The organism is Mycobacterium sp. (assembly GCF_052144515.1).
GTDB lineage: Bacteria > Actinomycetota > Actinomycetes > Mycobacteriales > Mycobacteriaceae > Mycobacterium.
Genome location: NZ_JBKQQD010000167.1, coordinates 1 through 15,779, shown reverse-complemented (window position 1 = coordinate 15,779; position 15,779 = coordinate 1). Strand labels below are relative to the sequence as shown.

General features: G+C 64.7%; 16 protein-coding genes and 3 pseudogenes. 10 read left to right on the top strand and 9 right to left on the bottom strand.

Features of this window, described 5'->3' with window-relative positions; all coding sequences use genetic code 11:
* Positions 1-24: 24 nt before the first annotated feature.
* A complete protein-coding gene (locus ACLP9N_RS11450; RefSeq protein ID WP_442407528.1) occupies positions 25-342 on the top strand; it encodes a hypothetical protein in 318 nt (105 codons plus the stop codon).
* A gap of 94 nt (positions 343-436) precedes the next feature.
* Here ACLP9N_RS11450 and ACLP9N_RS11445 read toward each other — a convergent pair whose 3' ends face one another.
* The 3 genes and pseudogenes from ACLP9N_RS11445 to ACLP9N_RS11435 form a co-directional block, all read right to left on the bottom strand.
* A complete protein-coding gene (locus ACLP9N_RS11445; RefSeq protein WP_442407516.1) occupies positions 437-835 on the bottom strand; it encodes a heme-binding protein in 399 nt (132 codons plus the stop codon).
* Positions 836-1,129: 294 nt separating this feature from the next.
* Positions 1,130-1,543: pseudogene (locus ACLP9N_RS11440) on the bottom strand (ChaB family protein).
* Positions 1,544-1,632: 89 nt separating this feature from the next.
* Positions 1,633-1,845: a hypothetical protein gene (locus tag ACLP9N_RS11435; RefSeq protein WP_442407515.1), complete on the bottom strand. Its 213-nt coding sequence runs from the start codon at positions 1,843-1,845 to the stop codon at positions 1,633-1,635.
* Positions 1,846-2,065: 220 nt separating this feature from the next.
* Between ACLP9N_RS11435 and ACLP9N_RS11430 the strand changes: the two genes are divergently transcribed.
* The 5 genes and pseudogenes from ACLP9N_RS11430 to ACLP9N_RS11410 all read left to right on the top strand — a co-directional run bounded on the left by ACLP9N_RS11430 (position 2,066) and on the right by ACLP9N_RS11410 (position 5,157).
* Positions 2,066-2,239: a hypothetical protein gene (locus ACLP9N_RS11430; protein ID WP_442407514.1), complete on the top strand. Its 174-nt coding sequence runs from the start codon at positions 2,066-2,068 to the stop codon at positions 2,237-2,239.
* Positions 2,240-2,264: 25 nt separating this feature from the next.
* Positions 2,265-3,321, top strand: a pseudogene (locus ACLP9N_RS11425) (DNA topoisomerase IB).
* A 209-nt stretch (positions 3,322-3,530) separates the two neighbouring features.
* Entirely contained in the window at positions 3,531-3,713 is a 183-nt protein-coding gene (locus ACLP9N_RS11420; protein WP_442407513.1) for a hypothetical protein, read from the top strand.
* A gap of 70 nt (positions 3,714-3,783) precedes the next feature.
* The gene (locus ACLP9N_RS11415; protein WP_442407512.1) at positions 3,784-4,674 is read left to right on the top strand and encodes an NYN domain-containing protein; all 891 of its coding nucleotides are present in this window, start codon (positions 3,784-3,786) and stop codon (positions 4,672-4,674) included.
* Between the two features lie 12 nt (positions 4,675-4,686).
* Positions 4,687-5,157, top strand: coding sequence for a nuclear transport factor 2 family protein (locus ACLP9N_RS11410; protein ID WP_442407511.1), 471 nt, complete (start codon positions 4,687-4,689; stop codon positions 5,155-5,157).
* On the opposite strand, the gene ACLP9N_RS11405 is transcribed toward ACLP9N_RS11410, so the two are convergent.
* Positions 5,111-5,854 carry a helix-turn-helix transcriptional regulator gene (locus ACLP9N_RS11405; RefSeq protein WP_442407510.1) on the bottom strand — a complete coding sequence of 248 codons (744 nt, stop codon included), beginning with the start codon at positions 5,852-5,854 and terminating at the stop codon, positions 5,111-5,113. The genes ACLP9N_RS11410 and ACLP9N_RS11405 overlap by 47 nt on opposite strands.
* Positions 5,855-5,891: 37 nt before the next feature.
* Here ACLP9N_RS11405 and ACLP9N_RS11400 point away from each other — a divergent pair, with 37 nt between their 5' ends.
* Positions 5,892-7,070: a helix-turn-helix transcriptional regulator gene (locus tag ACLP9N_RS11400; protein ID WP_442407509.1), complete on the top strand. Its 1,179-nt coding sequence runs from the start codon at positions 5,892-5,894 to the stop codon at positions 7,068-7,070.
* Between the two features lie 26 nt (positions 7,071-7,096).
* Here the strand turns inward: ACLP9N_RS11400 and ACLP9N_RS11395 are convergent, their stop codons facing one another.
* Entirely contained in the window at positions 7,097-8,575 is a 1,479-nt protein-coding gene (locus ACLP9N_RS11395) for a DUF4185 domain-containing protein (RefSeq protein WP_442407527.1), read from the bottom strand.
* 177 nt (positions 8,576-8,752) lie between these two features.
* Between ACLP9N_RS11395 and ACLP9N_RS11390 the strand changes: the two genes are divergently transcribed.
* Entirely contained in the window at positions 8,753-9,814 is a 1,062-nt protein-coding gene (locus ACLP9N_RS11390) for an alpha/beta hydrolase (protein ID WP_442407508.1), read from the top strand.
* 1,294 nt (positions 9,815-11,108) lie between these two features.
* Here ACLP9N_RS11390 and ACLP9N_RS11385 read toward each other — a convergent pair.
* Both ACLP9N_RS11385 and ACLP9N_RS11380 read right to left on the bottom strand, forming a co-directional pair.
* On the bottom strand, positions 11,109-11,570 hold the full coding sequence (locus tag ACLP9N_RS11385; protein ID WP_442407507.1) for a PE family protein: 462 nt from the start codon (positions 11,568-11,570) through the stop codon (positions 11,109-11,111).
* A 214-nt stretch (positions 11,571-11,784) separates the two neighbouring features.
* Positions 11,785-12,540, bottom strand: coding sequence for a C39 family peptidase (locus ACLP9N_RS11380; RefSeq protein ID WP_442407506.1), 756 nt, complete (start codon positions 12,538-12,540; stop codon positions 11,785-11,787).
* Between the two features lie 288 nt (positions 12,541-12,828).
* Here ACLP9N_RS11380 and ACLP9N_RS11375 point away from each other — a divergent pair, with 288 nt between their 5' ends.
* On the top strand, positions 12,829-13,953 hold the full coding sequence (locus tag ACLP9N_RS11375) for an FAD-dependent oxidoreductase (protein ID WP_442407505.1): 1,125 nt from the start codon (positions 12,829-12,831) through the stop codon (positions 13,951-13,953).
* Positions 13,954-13,985: 32 nt separating this feature from the next.
* On the opposite strand, the gene ACLP9N_RS11370 is transcribed toward ACLP9N_RS11375, so the two are convergent.
* Positions 13,986-14,807, bottom strand: a complete 822-nt coding sequence (locus ACLP9N_RS11370) for a hypothetical protein (protein WP_442407526.1) — start codon at positions 14,805-14,807, stop codon at positions 13,986-13,988.
* A 105-nt stretch (positions 14,808-14,912) separates the two neighbouring features.
* Between ACLP9N_RS11370 and ACLP9N_RS11365 the strand changes: the two genes are divergently transcribed.
* Positions 14,913-15,296, top strand: a complete 384-nt coding sequence (locus ACLP9N_RS11365; RefSeq protein ID WP_442407504.1) for a hypothetical protein — start codon at positions 14,913-14,915, stop codon at positions 15,294-15,296.
* 73 nt (positions 15,297-15,369) lie between these two features.
* Here the strand turns inward: ACLP9N_RS11365 and ACLP9N_RS11360 are convergent.
* Positions 15,370-15,654: pseudogene (locus ACLP9N_RS11360) on the bottom strand (polyketide cyclase); the annotation flags it as partial.
* Between the last annotated feature and the right edge of the window lie 125 nt (positions 15,655-15,779).

The window sequence follows — 15,779 nt, the reverse complement described above, 5'->3', positions numbered from 1 at the left end:
GTGGATAGCTACAACGACGACGACATGCTCGAGCAGAGCGAGAGCCTGGATTCCGACGAGGTGCGCAACGACGACGGCGACGAGGTGGTCGATCCGCCCGACCAGTGGATCGACGCCGACGACACCGAGTCGCTCGACGAAAAACTGGCGGCGGAGACTTCGGACGAGCCCGGCGAAAACTGGCTGTCCAGGGAGGCACACGACTCAGATGAAGGCGGGGCACTCGACGTCGTCAGCAACGACGAGCTGGACCGCCTTGACCCGACCGAGCACGGCCGGGAAAACGGCCAAATCAACGGGACGCCGGAGGACGGCGACTCGTTCTTCAACGTGGAACGATGACGTCGATTTCGGGTTAGCGGGACGCCGAATCCCGTTTAGCGCCAAGGACTGTGGCAGGCGCCCGATTGCAGGGCGCCTGCCACAGGCTATTGGATCAGCCGGCCATGAACTCGTGGTAAGCCGACTCCAGATCCGGCGGCAGTGCCGTCACATTGCACTGGCGCTCGGTGTCCCCGATGGGTGCCAGAATCCCGCGCAGGTCGTTGTACTCCTGCGGGTGCGCAGTGAAGTAGCTGCGCAAGCTGGCGGCCGCCTGCGGACGCGGTTGCCCGTAGGCCGCCATGACCACCTGGCCAGCGCCCTGGTGCGCGTCTAGGTATTGGCGCGCCGTGCCGGTCACCGACGAAACGGTGGCGTTCACCCCGCCCGGACTGCAATCGGGTGCTGCGGCCGCCGTCGGCGCCGCAACGATGCCGATGGTCAGCCCCCCGAGCAGACAGCCGGCGCTGATGCCGGCCGCTCGCCGGCGCGCGGGCGTCCTGCTGAATTTCATGATCATTTTTCCTTTCGAATGTGCGAATTGATCGTCGGGGCGCCCGATCCCCTGAAATCCAAAGTAGCCGAGGCAAAATCGTGTGCAGCCGGCGTTCGCCATCAACGAACACCGCCAATCGCTTGTCACCTGCCGGCGGCGTGATCCCGGCCACACAAACGGGTGCTTTTCGCTAAGCCGGCAACCAAAACGGAGCGCCAAACCGAAGGAATCTCAGAAACTTTGACCGTTTCTTAAGTAATCGTGATCTCGATCGTGACGAAACCGTTATCAGAATCCGGCGATCTCGTCAGCTCAGCGGCCACGGACACGGCGGTTGTGCTTTCTGATCGCGTCGACGAGTTCGGACTTCCTCATTGAGGATCACCCGCGGACATCGAGCCGACGCGCAATCTCGCGCAGGTGTTTCTTGCTGGCATTGGCGTCGACGCCTTCGGCTGTCGGCAGTGGGTTGTGCAAGCCGCCGCGCTCTGCGTGTTTGTCGGAAGGGCCTTGCTGCTCTTTGGCTTCCCAGTGGTCGCCGACTTTCTCGAAGCTGTGCTTGACGGCGGCATAGGCGACGCGATGCGCTCGCTCCTCGCTGCCGTATTGTTCGGCGGCCGAGTCGTGAGCTTTGGCGAATGTCTCTTGCGCCTTGGCGCTGGAACGCCGCAAGGTGCTGGGCAATTCATCCTTCTTCGCCGTGCCACTCTTCGTTGTCTTCGGCATGAAAACACCTCAGCCTTTGGCGATCGTTGTGCCACCGCGTAGGCACGCGGTGCGCCTAGGGCGCAAGGGTTATCTGAAGCGGTTGGTCATCAATTCAGACGATCCAGCTTGAGAAGCCCTTCGATAGCCGTGTCGAACTCACCGCTGTCGACCGCGTCCAGCGTGCCCAGTACGGCCTCCAGTGCGCTTCGTAGGCGCCGAACTTCGTCATAGGCCTGCAAGTGGGAGTGGATGAGCTGACGCTCAAAGATCGGCGGAGGGCCCACCCGCTGCCAGTGCCTTAGCGTTGCCTCATTGATCACTGTTAGACCCCCGTCCAGTATGAGCTAGCGGCCGCTAAAACGGCCCAACGAGGCTGCGGGTAATCGATCCACCCCGAGCTGGCACCCGCTAACCGTGCCAGGGTTCATACCCGCTGAACGCGTGGCTAAAACCACAATCCAGTTAAGTAATTTTCAGAGGCGAACCCATGCAGACACGGGTGTCGAATGGCGTCGTCAGCTCGGGGGTATCCGGTCCGTCATGGATCAGTCCCAGGCGCCGCCGCTGGACGCGCTGGCCGACTATCGCCGAAGCGGCAGCTACGGTTTCAGCCCGCCGGCCGTGATCGGACGCCTGCGGTCGGGCGTTGGGGCGGGCAGGCCCCTTCCCGACCCCACGGATCCGACCGCGGAACAGTTCCGCGTGGTCGCTTGACAGAGACGGAAGACGGCAGGCGGAGGTGCGGCTGCGTCGCAGTGCGTTGAGCAAGCCGGGAATCGCGCGTGAGCGCCGAGACAAGGGCTTCGCCTACTACGGGCCCGATGGCGAACTGCTGACCGACGACGACACCCTGGAGCGGATCAAGGAGCTGGTCATTCCGCCGGCCTGGAAGAAGGTGTGGATCTCGCCGCAGCCCAACGGTCACATTCAGGCCGTCGGCACCGATGCGGCCGGACGCCGCCAGTATCTCTACCACCCGACCTGGCAGCAGGAGCGCGCCGAGCAGAAGTTCGACCGCGTTCTGGAACTGTCAACCCAGTTGCCGGCGTGGCGGGCCAGCATCGCGCGCGACCTTGCCGGCCGGGGTCTGAGCCGGGAACGGGTGCTTGCCCTGGCGCTGCGCCTGCTTGATCGCGGATACTTCCGCGCCGGCGGCGAGGAGTACGCCGAGGAAAACGAGTCCTACGGGATCTCCACCCTGCTGTGTGGGCACGTCAAAGTACGGCGCGACGCCGTCCAATTCGATTACCCGGCCAAGAGCGGGGTGCGGCGCACCGTGGAAGTCGAGGACCCCGAAGTTGTCCGGGCGCTGCGTTCGCTGATCCGTCGCGGCGAGCAACACGAACGACTTCTGTTGTGCCGCATGGGATCCCGGATGGGTGAATGTTCAAGCGGATGACCTCAATGCCCGATTCAACGAGCTGGTTGGCGAGGAATACACCGTCAAGGACCTGCGCACGTGGCATGGGACGGTCCTGGCCGCCGCGGCATGCGCCGACGCGGACCCGCCCGTATCCCAGCGTGTAATCAAGCGCGTTGAGGCAGCGGTGATGAGGGAGGTCGCCGAGGAATTGGGCAACACCCCAGCGGTAGCGCGCGGCTCCTATGTCGATCCGCGTGTTGTGGCCGGTTACGAGCAGGAGCTGACCATTGCGGCGGCAGCCCAACGCGCCGAGCGCGTTCGTCGTCCCGAAGCCGCGCAGGAAATTTTGGAGAAGGCCACCCGCATGCTGATCCGGCGAGTAGCCAAGGGCGACATCGCATCTGGGCTTCCTGCCCTGGCCAAGAGCGCGTGAAGGCTTGGGCTGGGGCCACCGCAAAGGCCGTCCCCGCCAACGCGGTTTCTTCCGACCTCGCTTTAGATGTCGCGCCCTGCAGGAGATTTGAAATTCACCTGTTCGCTGTACAAGCGCCACGCGCCGGCCCTAGCGTCGGGTACAGAACACAAAGACAGGACTGGCTCGATGAGCACGGTACCGGGTCCCCCGCGTCGTCGGGACCTGTCATGACCGACATTCAGGGGCCGTCGGACGTCGAGCGCCTTCGCCGCGATCTACTCGATCGCATGGACGCGCTGCCGTTCTTTGACTGGTCCCCCGCTCTCTTACGGGCCCTCATCGCCGTCTTCGACCTGAACGGAAGCACGACAGAGCCCGAATACAGCTTCCGCCCCTACATCGTCAGGTAAATCAACGGGTCCGGGCGTGCTGGGTCTGGCACGATGAGCTGATGGTTCCGAAGTTGGCGACACTCGCAACATGACCGAATCCAGCCCAACTCGCGTGGCGGTCTACCTCGACTTCGACAACATCGTGATCTCGAGGTACGACCAAGTACACGGGCGCAGTTCCTTTCAGCGGGACAGAGCGAAGGGCCTGGAAAAAGAGCGGCTGAAGTTGGCGACCGTCGACATCGGCGCGGTCATCGACTTCGCGTCGTCCTTCGGCACTCTCGTCCTCACCCGCGCCTATGCGGACTGGTCCGCCGACGTCAACGCGGCGTACCACCGTCAGCTCGTGGGCCGCGCGGTCGATCTGGTGCAACTGTTTCCGGCATCCGGCTACAGCAAGAACGGCGCCGACATCCGGCTCGCGGTCGACGCAGTCGAGGACATGTTCCGGCTGCCCGACCTGACCCACGTGGTCATCGTTGGGGGCGACTCCGATTACATCGCGCTGGCCCAGCGCTGCAAGCGCCTCGGCCGCTACGTCGTCGGAATCGGCGTGGCCGGTGCCAGCAGCCGGTCGCTGGCCGCCGCGTGCGACGAGTTCGTCACCTACGACGCGCTGCCGGGGATACCCACCGTTGCGGCGGCGGCCCCGAAGGCCGGCAAACCCAGCCGCCGGGCAAATGCCTCCGCGCCTGACGACGAGCCGGCCCCCGCCGACCCGCAGGCCGCCGCCACTGGGCTGCTCGAGCGGGCGCTGCGCATCGGCCAGGAGAAGGAGGACGCCGATTGGCTGCACAACTCCGAAGTCAAGGCCCAGATGAAGCGCATGGACCCGTCGTTCAGTGAGAAGTCGTTGGGGTTCAAGTCATTCAGCGATTTTCTGCGCTCGCGCAGCGATCTTGTCGACCTCGACGAGAGCAGCACGACGCGCATGGTGCGGCTGCACAGCGAGGACGCGGGGCAACCCGCGACCCGATGAGGAGTCACAGCCGTGGAGATGTGGGAATTGGCTGCCCGAGAACAGATTCGGGACACGCTAGCGCGGTACAACTGGTCGGGTGACGCCGGCCGGATCGACGGCCTGGCGGAGACATTCTGCGCCGACGGAGTCCTCGAGGTGCGCGGTTTGGAGCCAGTGCGCGGCCGCTCCGAAATCGCGGCCTTCCTCGGGAACGTTACTAGTAACGTCACCGGCAACGTCGCCGCCGACGCCGACGTGAAGCCCATCGTCCGGCACAATGTCGCCAACGTGCTGTTCACCGAGTTGACTCCCGACCAGGCCCACGTCTCGTCGTACTTCACTGTGGTCACCCACATCGGGCTCGACCATTTCGGCCGCTACCGCGACATCTTGGTGCCCAACGGTGACACGTGGCTGATCAAGCACCGTAAGGTGTCGACCGACTGGGCAGCACCTAATTCGGCCATGGCTCGTCAACCACCGACTCCTGGTGGGCGTTGATGAAGCGGCTCAACTCCGTGCGCGACCTGATGCCGAGCTTGGCGAACGCATTGCGCAGGTGAGAGTTCACCGTGTGCGGCGACAGGAAAAGTCGTTGCGCCACTGCGCGATTCGTAGCTCCGGCAGCCACGAGATGGACGACCTTGAGCTCGCTGTCAGTGAGGCTGTCGATCCCGCGCTGCGGGCGTGGCTTACCTACCACGCGTCGTGAAATGCCGTGCGCCCGCAGGACTTGGCCGACCCGCTGGGCGTCGGCGGTCGCACCGCAGCGCAGGTAGGTTTCGAACGCGACGTTGAGCTCGTCGATGCCTTCCGGGGTGCGGTTGATGCGGGCGAGTTCCATGCCGGCATCCTCGGCGGCGGCGGCGTGCAGCAGCGGCCGCGACAGCTCGCTCAGCGATTTGGCCGCCGCGACGAGCGCGTCGGGGTCGCGTTCGAGAATGGCTCGCGCGTGCTGGGCCACCGCATTGAACAGAGGCGCCCCGGGTTCTTCCGCGGTGAGCAGCTCCGCGGCGTGCAGTACCCGCGCGCGCAGCCCAGCGTCACCGGCGGCGGCCGCGACCCGGGCGGACAACACGAGGTGGTCGAGGTCGACGGCCCACAACGGGGTCTGCATGAGCGTGAAGTCGTCGTTGAGCCATCGCTGCGCTTCCTGGGTGTCACCGCGCTGCCATGCCGCATGCGCGAGAGTCGCCATCGCCTCGCGTCGGTGGGCGGGGCCTGCCGCCGACGTGGTGACCGTTCTCCTCGAGGGCGGCGCGGCGCCGGCGATCGAGATGCTGCTCACCGCGGACGTCGTTGCCGGTCAACCCGACAGCTGGCTGCCCATCACCCGCTCCAAGATGAGCGCCACCTTGGCCGCCGAAGTGTGGGACGCCCAATCCTGGTATGCGTTGGCGTTGCGCGAGACGCAATTCGACCGAGCGACCGGCGCCCCTATCCATCTGCAGTTCGCGCTGCACTACCTCGCCTGGACGCTGTTGCTGCGTGGTGAATTCGAGAAGGCAGCCACGGTGGTCGACGAGGATTGCGCGACCGCGGCCGCGACGGGCAACTCTCCCCTGAGGTTCAGCAGATTGCTCCTCGCCGCGTGGCGCGGTCAGCGCGACCAGGCCTGTGAATTGATCGAGGAAACCACGGCGTCCGCGGAGGCCGAAGGTAAGTGCAAGGTCGCCGATTTCGCAGCCTACGGACGCGCGGTGCTCACCAACGAATTCGGCCGTCACGCCGACGCACTGGCTGCCATCAAGCCGGTCTTCGATCACGACCACGTCGGCATGGGGGCGCTCGTCATCCCGGAACTGGCCGAGGCGGCGTCGCGCACCGGCAATGTCGAACTTCTCGTCGCCGCACGCGATTGGATGACGTTGCGCGCGAAGGCGACTCCGACCCCGTGGGCGTTGGGGATCGACGCGCGCATCGGCGCGCTGTTGAGCGACGGCGATGCAGCCGAGAGTCTTTACCGCGAATCCCTCGAACACCTTGGCCGCACCCAGGTCGGGCTTGAGCGTGCCCGCGGACATCTCATCTACGGCGAGTGGTTGCGGCGCCAGAATAGGCGCATCGAGGCGCGCACCGAACTGCGTGTGGCTGAGGAGATGTTCTCGGCCATGGGAGCCGACGCGTTTGCCGACCGAGCGCGCCGCGAGCTGCTGGCGACCGGCGAATCCGCCCGTAGGCGCTCCGCCAATACCGACGTCGCGGGCGTCGATCTGACCCCGCAGGAGCTGCAGGTCGCGCGGCTTGCTCAGGAGGGCTTGTCCAACAACGAGATTGGCGGACAGCTGTTCATCAGCCCGCGCACCGTTCAGTACCACCTGCGGAAGGTCTTCGCGAAGCTGGGTATCCGCTCGCGCAGCGAGCTTGCCCACGTGCTGCCCGCCAGTGCGTCACGGCTCGAGCCAAGCGCCTGAATCTGGCCATAGACACTGAGATTCGACTAGGGCAGCATGGTGTGCATCAACATCACGTCGTATGCGGACCACAACGAGAGATTGAAGTAGAGGTCCCTACCCGACGACCAGGGGTGGATCATCGGTGCGTAGATGCCGCCGGGCATCTGCCATGAACTGACGAGCATTTGCTCCGGGCTCCATGGTCCTTGCGGAGACGGTGCGGTCCTTGCCACGACGTCGTTGCTGCCACCGTTGGTGTAGAGCACCAGGTACTGCTTGAGATAGTCGTTGTATTGGGCTGACATCTCGCCCACCGGTCCGGGGAAAACCGGCGTTGCCTTCCCCGGATCACCCGGGACCCAGGAGTTCGAATCGCCGTTCCAGTATGCGTATTTGGTGGGATCCGCTACATAGCGCGGGGGAACTCGCGACAGAAACGCCGCACCGCCGCGTCCAGACGGCGTCCCAAACGAGTAGAGGTAGTTGTCTTTACCTTTCATGAAGGCGCCCATCTGGAAGTTCTCATTTCCCGGCATGAACCTGCCGCCCGGGACATTGTCCGGCGAGGACGGGCGGACGGAGCCGGGAGCGACCGACCAGTTCTGGCCATTGTCGCGGGACATCGCGATCGCCGAGTAGTTCGTCGACCAGTCGCCATCGCGGAGCCATTCCCTGATGGACATGAAGTTGACGACTTGGGTTCCCCCAAGGGAGATGGCAGAGGTCGGAATGATTCCCGTCTCTTTGGGCGCCACCCTGGGGGTGTTGATGATCTGTTTGGACAGCCCCGATTGCCATGCCGGCGAGCCGGAGTACCTGTCAGAAGCCGACCCGGGTGTCACGTGAACGCCCTTGGACAGGTCATGGTCGGAGCTGCGGAACAGCACGTTGTATCGCCATTGTTGGCCGTGGACCTTGCAATAGCCGAACGTGTCACCAAAGGCCATGAGCGCCTGACGGTTCGCGGGATCGCCGTTGTCCCAGACGACCCCGAGGTCGGTTCCCGAAATGCCGAAACGCTCGAGCGTTTTGTTCGGGCCGTTCGGACCCGTTATCCAGCCGACGAGCGAGGTCGGAGCCCCACCGATCTGCGCAGGCGGCGGCGGTGCCGGCTGCGCTGCTGGCTGCGGCGCCGGCTGCGGTTGCACTGGGGCCGCATTGGGAGCCAACTGGTTGGCATTCGCCGGCGGTGCGTTTCCTGCACCGGGAGGATTGGGCCCCGGCGGTACTACCTCCGCTTGATGTGTCATCGGCGCGGAGTATCGAGTACCCCCAGTACCCGGCTTGAGTAGAGAAGAGATCAGCGGACCCAGCTTGGGTAGCGGCGCCCGGTCGTTCGCGTTCGGCGGCCTGCGCCCAGTCGGTGGCCGGACGACCGGCTGGGGCGCGGGCATGGGTGCCGGCGTCGTAGGGGGGTCGATATTCGCTTCGGGCGCCTCACAGGGAGTGGCACTCGCCGGCGGCGCGAGGCCTATCGCAACGGTGAGTCCGACAGCGGCTGTCGACGCCACAAATACCGACATGATTCGCGGAATCGCCGACAATGTCACACCTTTCCCAAGCCAGGACGTCGCATTGACGTACGTAGTTGGCGCATGTGACGATAGTGACCTGCGGGGCTCTTGTGACCGGTGATTCACGAATAGGTATGCATCCGAGACCGTGTCGCGACCCTTTTGTTCCGCCCGCACGTGATCCACATGGGCACACGCGACGACGATGCGATGAAGATGCGACGAAGCGCACTCAGTTTGGCGAACGAGCCGCGTTACGATCCCCCGATGGCGCCGAACCCACCACTGGGAGTTCGCTTGCTCGGCTTGGTGAGCCGATCCAGTAAACCGCCCTCGGAGATGACCGACGACGAAGTGATCGCCGCGCGCGATCGGTTGAACAGACTGCGCGCCTCGAAGGCGGCGCGCGTCATCACCGGGTTTCCGCATCGCCATGTCACCATCGAGCAGCGGGCGCTGCCGCTGCGCGACCGCACCTTGTCGATGCGGGTATATCGGCCATTCCGGCATCAGAACCCGCTGCCGTTGGTTGTGCACTTTCATGGCGGCGGGTTCGCTTTCGGCACGGCGGCACAGACGGATTGGCTCAATTCCGGTGTCGCGGCACGGACCCCGGCGCTGGTGGTGTCGGTGGATTACCGACTCGCTCCGGAACATCCATTCCCCGCCTCGACGCAGGACGCGTTCGACGCCGTCGATTGGTTCCGCGATGGAGCGTCGGATCTGAACGCCGACCCCGGCCCACTCGCGCTGATGGGTGACAGCGCAGGCGGGAACCTGGCCGCTGTTGCCGCCGTACACGCCCGCGACAACGACATCGACGTGGCACTTCAGGTGCTGATCTACCCGGCCGTGGACTTCACCGACGCGATGCTGACCTACCCGTCGGCGGTCGAAAACCCCGACCCCATCCTGACGCAGACGTCATTGACTGCTTTTCGGCGTATCTGGTTGAGGGACAACGATCCCGCCGACCCACTGATCTCGCCGCTGCTCACATCAGACCTGCGCGGTGTTGCACCTGCCCTGGTGCAGACGGCGCGCTTCGATCCGCTTCGCGACCAAGGCGGGGCATACGCCAGGCGCCTGCGCGACGCCGGCGCCCTGCAAGCGTTGACCGAATACACCCATGCCGCCCACGCATTCATCGCATTACCGGGACTCAACCGCGGAGCACGACAGGCTCGCCGAGAAATCGTCGCGCACCTTCAGCAAGCGTTCGCGCGGCAATTGGCCGAAAGTCGATAACAGCCGACGATCGGCAAGCTATCCACGTTGCGCCGCAAGCTCATTCGCGGTAGATGCACCTGCCTTCAGCTGGCGCTCGACAACGCGGTGCCTACATTACGAAAGAAGCGGGATAACGGGAGCAGGCGGGCCGCCCAGTGCTGCCGCGAGGTCGGCGGGCGCGATGGTCAGCAGGTCGGAAAGAATGCCGCCAACGGGCGTACCGGTGACGAAGACCGGAAGCCCGCCAAGCTCCGGAATGGTGGCGGTGTAGGCAGCCGCGGGAACGAGAATTCCGTCCAAGGGAATATTGAGCGTGGTGGGCAGCCCCAATGCCGAGATCGAAATGGGCAACGTCGTTTGGCCGTTGAGGAAGCCGTTGGCCATGGCGGCGGGAGCATCCAGGACTGCGGCGGTGGCGCCCAACACGTTGCCGGATTGCACCGCGTGGACAAACGTTGTCGCGCTCGACCCCAACGCGTTGAGCGCGTTGACCGGGCCGCCGAGCGCGTCAATAGCTAACACCAGTGGCAGCCCCGCGGCGGCGTTTATATCTATTGAGCCGCCATCGAACGGAGTGAAACTCACCGTTGACGTCAGGGATAGGTCGGTGACCGTCTTGACCAGGTTGGTGAAGTTCTGCGACACGTGAGCAGGAATAGAACCGGCGGGGAACAGGTTAGTGGCGTTCTGCGCCATCTGTCCAGGGATCGACAGAATAGGTAGTAGGTCGCCTAACGTGCCCGTCGGCGTGATGCTCAGGACGCCACCCGCGCCGAGGGTCGTGTTGAAGCCCGTGATGAACAGGTTGCCAAGGCCCGACCCGAGAGCGTTCACCGCGCCGGGGGTGTTGCCCACAGCAAGATCGCCGAAGGCGGTTTGGAAGCTGGCAGGCAGGGCGTGCAGCCCGGTAGTGAAGTCGTGGGCGGCGGCTCCCACTGACGTGGAGATTGTCTGCCCGTAGGCGATCTGGTTGTTGATGAAATGCTGCAACAGTGCTTCCGGGTTGACGGACGGAAGTGCCCGCAAGCCGGTTTGGATGTCCCCCGGCAAGTTCGCCAACTCGGTAGGAATGTTCTCGATGGTATGAACAAACCCGGTGCCGATCGTCTGCGCGTAACCCGCCTGGTTGCTGATGATCTGGTGCAGCAGAGGGTTCGGGTTGGCCGAGATCGTACCTCCCAGGGTTTGCAGGTTGGCAGCTGTATTCGAGAACAGCGTTTGGTACGGGGCGGCGACAGTGGCACCGAAGGTGTTGAAGCCGTTGATCAGGCTTGGCGGGCTTGGTATCTCGCCCGGCGTAAGTGCCCCGACTTCAGTCGGTAAACCCGTGATGGACTGTGAAATGGCTTGCGCGCCAGTCGCCATCCGACCCGCCAGCAGCGAAGCACCGCCGCCATTCTCCAGTGCGGTCACGGCGCCGCCGACCTTTCTGGGTGACGCCACCCAACGCCTGGGCCGGCGCAGCAACCGCGCTCCCCAGCATCCGCTCGGCGTTGGCGACCTCGGTGCTCAGATACGCACCCGCACCAGACTTCATCAAGCCCACGAACTCTTCGTGGAACGCGGCCGCCTGGGCACTGAGGGCTTGGAATTCCTGACCGTGGTTGCCGAACAATGCCGCGATCGCGACCGATACCTCGTCGGCGCCGGCGGCCACAATCGAAGTAGTGGGGGCCGCGGCCAACCCGGTGGCCTCACCCAGCGACGAGCCGATACCCGCCAAATCGTGGGCCGCCGACTCAAGCAACTCCGGCGCGGCGATTACGAACGACATCTTTTTCCTTCCCAGCAACCAGCTTCGAATTGCGGCACGCCGGCCAACCGCGCACGAGCGCATACGGCGAGGGTGCAAACGATTGAGTCCGGCTTCGATGCCGGCTCGCAGACCAGGGTGGCCGCTCCGGGTACCGCGGGGCTATCGCACAACTGGTGATGTTTAAGCCACGGTCATGCGATCCCTAAGGCGCAAACCGTTGACGCTCGATCAGCTAGCTGGTCGCCCCGGTGACGACGATCGATTCCTCGCCCGTTTTCCACGCCTTCACGAACGTGGAGGTGGGGACCTGCTCGTCAGCGTGGTCGGCGCCGGGGTCGTTGAGGTGAACGATGTCCTTGTCGGTGTCGATCCCGGTGACGACAAGGTAGTGATCGGCCTTGGTGCGCTGGTCGCTGGTGTCCCAGATGACCGCGGAATTGACCCAGGCGATGACCTTGCGCTTGTCGGTGAGGTCTTGCTGCAGCGCGGGCATGCCCGTCTTCTCGGGATGGCCCCCTGTCCAGGCCATGAGCGACTTGATGCCGTAATGGTCGAGTAGCACCACCAGGTCCGCCATTTCAACGCCACCGTTGCCGTTGTTGTGGCTGGGGTCGGATGACGGCGCGTAAATCGGTCCGGGGTTGGTTCCCGAGGGGGTGTTCTGGGCCAGCGCGATCATCTGCTTTTCGGTCGGTTCGTTGCCGGTGATCTCGCCCACCACGTCGGCCACGGAAATCAGCCCGCAGTTGTCCTCGAGCGACTGCTGCCTCCAGTGCTTGGCGGCCGTCTCGGGATCGCCGTATACGCCGTCGGTGCTGGCCGGCGACGCGATCGCTGACGACGTGGCTGGCGGGGTGCCGGAGGTGCCACCCGCGACAGCTGACGACGCGACCGGCGTCGACGGCTTAGCCGAATCACTAGCCGACTCACTGGCTGAACCACACGCCGCTACAAGACAGACACTGGAAATGCCGATGAAAGCGCCCACCACCGCCGTGCGCGCCGCGGTAGCGAACCGAGAATTGCATAAGGCGTTAATCGGGCCAGTGAACCATTATCGCGCCTGCGGTATCCGAGTTTTTCCCTGAATTCGGGCCCGCGTTAACGCCGATTTATCGCGGGACCGCTTTAACGAAGGCCGTCGGTAGAACGTGTTACAGTTTGCCGACCGCGGCCAAGGGTCCCGGGTAATCGGGCATTGCGCGTCAAGGAGGCCCGCATGCAATCCAGTCACATAGATTCCAGAAGTGCAGCAGCAGAAGCCGACCGGGCGTAAATGACCCGCAAACGCGTCGTCATCGCCGGACTCGGAGACGCAGGTGTGCTGACCGCGATCCGCCTGGCGCGGCACGCCGACGTCGTCGGCGTCTCCGTGAAACCCGCGCTGGTCAGCGGCCAAGAGCTCGGCATCCGGCTTGCGCGTCCGCAAGACTGGGCCCGCGACAACTGGATTCCATTCGACAGGTTCCGCTCTTTGGATCGAGTACGCACGGTGCAGGCCTCGCTGACCGGACTGGATTTGGCCGCCCGGACCGTGTTCGGTCGGGGCGACGACGGCGCGACAATCGCCGAGGAGTACGACACTCTGGTCATCTCGACAGGGGTCACCAACGGCTTCTGGCGTCGGCCGACGCTGCAGTCGGCGGTTGAGATCGGCGCCGACCTACGCGACGCGCACAACCGGCTGGGCGCCGCCAGCTCCGTGATCGTCGTGGGTGGCGGCGCGGCCGCCGTCAGCAGTGCCGCCAACATCGCAATCACGTGGCCGGGCAAGCGGATCGATTTGTACTTTCCCGGAGAGCGCGCTTTGGGCGGGCATCACCCGCGGATCTGGAATCGCATTCAAGGCCGAATGACCGAACTCGGCGTAGGCCTTCACCCTGGCCATCGCGCCGTGCTCTCGAACGGCTTCGCCGGCGACGAGATCACCAGCGGACCGGTGGAATGGAGCACCGGACAGCCCCCTTCGTCGGCCGACGCAGTGTTGTGGGCGATCGGGCGGGTGCACCCCAACACCGATTGGCTGCCCCCGGAGCTGCTCGATGACGGCGGTTTCGTGCGCGTGACACCGGAGCTACGAGTGCCCGGCCATCGCGGTGTCTTCGCGATCGGGGACGTCGCGGCGACCGACCCGCTGCGCAGTTCCGCCCGCAATCGCGGGGATGCGTTGCTGGCCCGCAACATTCGCGCCGAATTCGCGGGTCGACCGCTGCGCGCCTTCCGAGCGCCGCGACGTCGATGGGGTTCGGTGCTGGGCATCCAGGCCGACGGGCTGGAAGTCTTTCTGCCCACCGGCCACATGTTTCGTTTCCCGTCCTGGTCGGTCGAACGGGTGGTGATGCCATGGATCGTCCGGTGGGGCATGTATCGCGGAGTGCGGGAGAACCATCCGTTTCGGTAGTGCTGGCCGCGGCGGGCACTATTGCTTGAGGGCTACCTGATCTGCAGCCCACGCGTGCGTGCCCACAACACGGCCGCGACAGTTCCGACTATCCAGACTCCTACGGCAATTGCGAGATGCCAGAAGCTCTTGGCGTCGCGCCCCAGCACCGGCCACATCAAGGCGGGTACGTGTGTCCACACGACGCGATGCTCGACCCCGTTCATCGGATCAGCAACGTAGTACAGCGCATAGGGCAGCGTCAGGGCCAGGAGCCAGCCGCCGGTACGGCGATAATTGCGCCGCTGCCGCCAGCGCCGAATCAGCGGCTCAACGCTGACCGGATGCAACACCGAGACGAGGTTGCCCACGCCCAGCCAGGACACGATGGGCACCGCGACGGTGGGGATTGTGACGCCCAGGCGCGCCGGGGTTTCCAGCGACAGCGTCAACGCCACCGCGACGGCTAAGGTCGGCAGTCCGACAATCACCAGCAGGGCCAGGTCTTTGATCACCAGGATCCGCCGCAGCGGCACGCCGTCGGCCAAGCCCTGTCGGACCCGGTAGTGATCCGCGCCGAGCAGGTTGGTGGTCGTGACGTCGGCAAGGATGAATGAAGAGAAGTAGGTACTGACCAGGACCACCCAGTCGTAGTGACGCGGACCGGGGCTCAGCGGCTGCACCAACAACCACGCCGCGGCGAGGAAGAGGTTGGCCACCACGCCCATCAGCCAGGTGCGCGGCGGCGTGAACGCCCAGCGGATCTCGGCGCGAACCGCCGGCCACAGGCTCTGTTGGAAGTCCTTCGCCGCGCGCCGGGCCGCGGCGGGGCGGGGAGCCCAGGTACGTACCGCGCGGCGCAACGTGGCGCGCACACGCGGGGACCGCACGGCTGTGGACGTCCGGAACTCCAATATGTGCTCCCCCAGAGCGGCTGTCCGTGCGACCATACCCGGGCCCGGCAATTAAGGTTCTGCACTATGACGGTTACGTGGGCCTTTCTGGCCGAATCGGCTGCGACGGTGGACAACAAGCTCAACGTGTCGGGTGGCGTGCTGTCCAGGTATACGGTCGGGCCTGAGCGGGTCGCGCGCTTCGTGCTTGTGCTGATGACAGAGGCCGACTCTGATAGCCCCGACCGGCGGGTTGACGTAGAATTCCGCCCGCCGACGTTTGACGAGCCGGTGCGCCAAGAGTTCGAGGTGCCCGAAGCCGCCATCGGCAAGTTCCCGGGGTTCGCCTTCTTCAATGTCGAAGTAAACCTGCCCGTCGACGGCCGCTGGCTGATATTGGTGTCTGGCGGCTCGGGAACGATCTCGATTCCGTTGGTTATCGGCCAAGACGATGAATCAGCGTCGGAGTAACTATCCCTAATCGCGAATGCCGGTTGAGTAAAGCAGGTTTCGCGATTCCGGTCGGCTGTTCTGTCGATCGGGATTATGCCCGCGGATAACCTCGGCGGACCGTGCGGTCGAGAATGCCCAGCGTTGCCCGCAATGCGCCCTCAGAAATGACCGGGAAGATCTTGGCGTCCCGCCACTTCGCGTCGATGTTCGACCAGTCGTAGAACGAGGTGACCACCGTGCCTGCCGCGGCCCCCGACTCATCTGTGGGCTCGAGGCGGTAGCCGTAGACGTGACCGATCTGGGGGCGGATCTGGCCGAGAATCGTCCATGAGATCAGCCGATCCTGCTCGAACTCCGCGATCTGTACGGTGACGTCAGTGTCAGTGTGAGGTTGCCGCGTCCTGCGGTGGTTGGATCCTGATCATCTGGTGTCTGGCTCTTACGGTGTTTGCCGCCCTTGGGGTTGGCGTTCATGAGTTTTGTCGGCATCAGGTGTGAAGG

Excerpts from the sequence above, each read along its gene's own strand:
- ACLP9N_RS11415 (WP_442407512.1), top strand. The coding sequence starts at position 3,784 with ATGACCGAATCCAGCCCAACTCGCGTGGCGGTCTACCTCGACTTCGAC.
- ACLP9N_RS11390 (WP_442407508.1), top strand. The coding sequence starts at position 8,753 with ATGGGCACACGCGACGACGATGCGATGAAGATGCGACGAAGCGCACTC.
- ACLP9N_RS11430 (WP_442407514.1), top strand. The coding sequence starts at position 2,066 with ATGGATCAGTCCCAGGCGCCGCCGCTGGACGCGCTGGCCGACTATCGC.
- ACLP9N_RS11405 (WP_442407510.1), bottom strand. The coding sequence starts at position 5,854 with ATGGCGACTCTCGCGCATGCGGCATGGCAGCGCGGTGACACCCAGGAA.
- ACLP9N_RS11450 (WP_442407528.1), top strand. The coding sequence starts at position 25 with ATGCTCGAGCAGAGCGAGAGCCTGGATTCCGACGAGGTGCGCAACGAC.
- ACLP9N_RS11445 (WP_442407516.1), bottom strand. The coding sequence starts at position 835 with ATGAAATTCAGCAGGACGCCCGCGCGCCGGCGAGCGGCCGGCATCAGC.
- ACLP9N_RS11420 (WP_442407513.1), top strand. The coding sequence starts at position 3,531 with ATGACCGACATTCAGGGGCCGTCGGACGTCGAGCGCCTTCGCCGCGAT.
- ACLP9N_RS11375 (WP_442407505.1), top strand. The coding sequence starts at position 12,829 with ATGACCCGCAAACGCGTCGTCATCGCCGGACTCGGAGACGCAGGTGTG.
- ACLP9N_RS11385 (WP_442407507.1), bottom strand. The coding sequence starts at position 11,570 with ATGTCGTTCGTAATCGCCGCGCCGGAGTTGCTTGAGTCGGCGGCCCAC.
- ACLP9N_RS11395 (WP_442407527.1), bottom strand. The coding sequence starts at position 8,575 with ATGTCGGTATTTGTGGCGTCGACAGCCGCTGTCGGACTCACCGTTGCG.
- ACLP9N_RS11365 (WP_442407504.1), top strand. The coding sequence starts at position 14,913 with ATGACGGTTACGTGGGCCTTTCTGGCCGAATCGGCTGCGACGGTGGAC.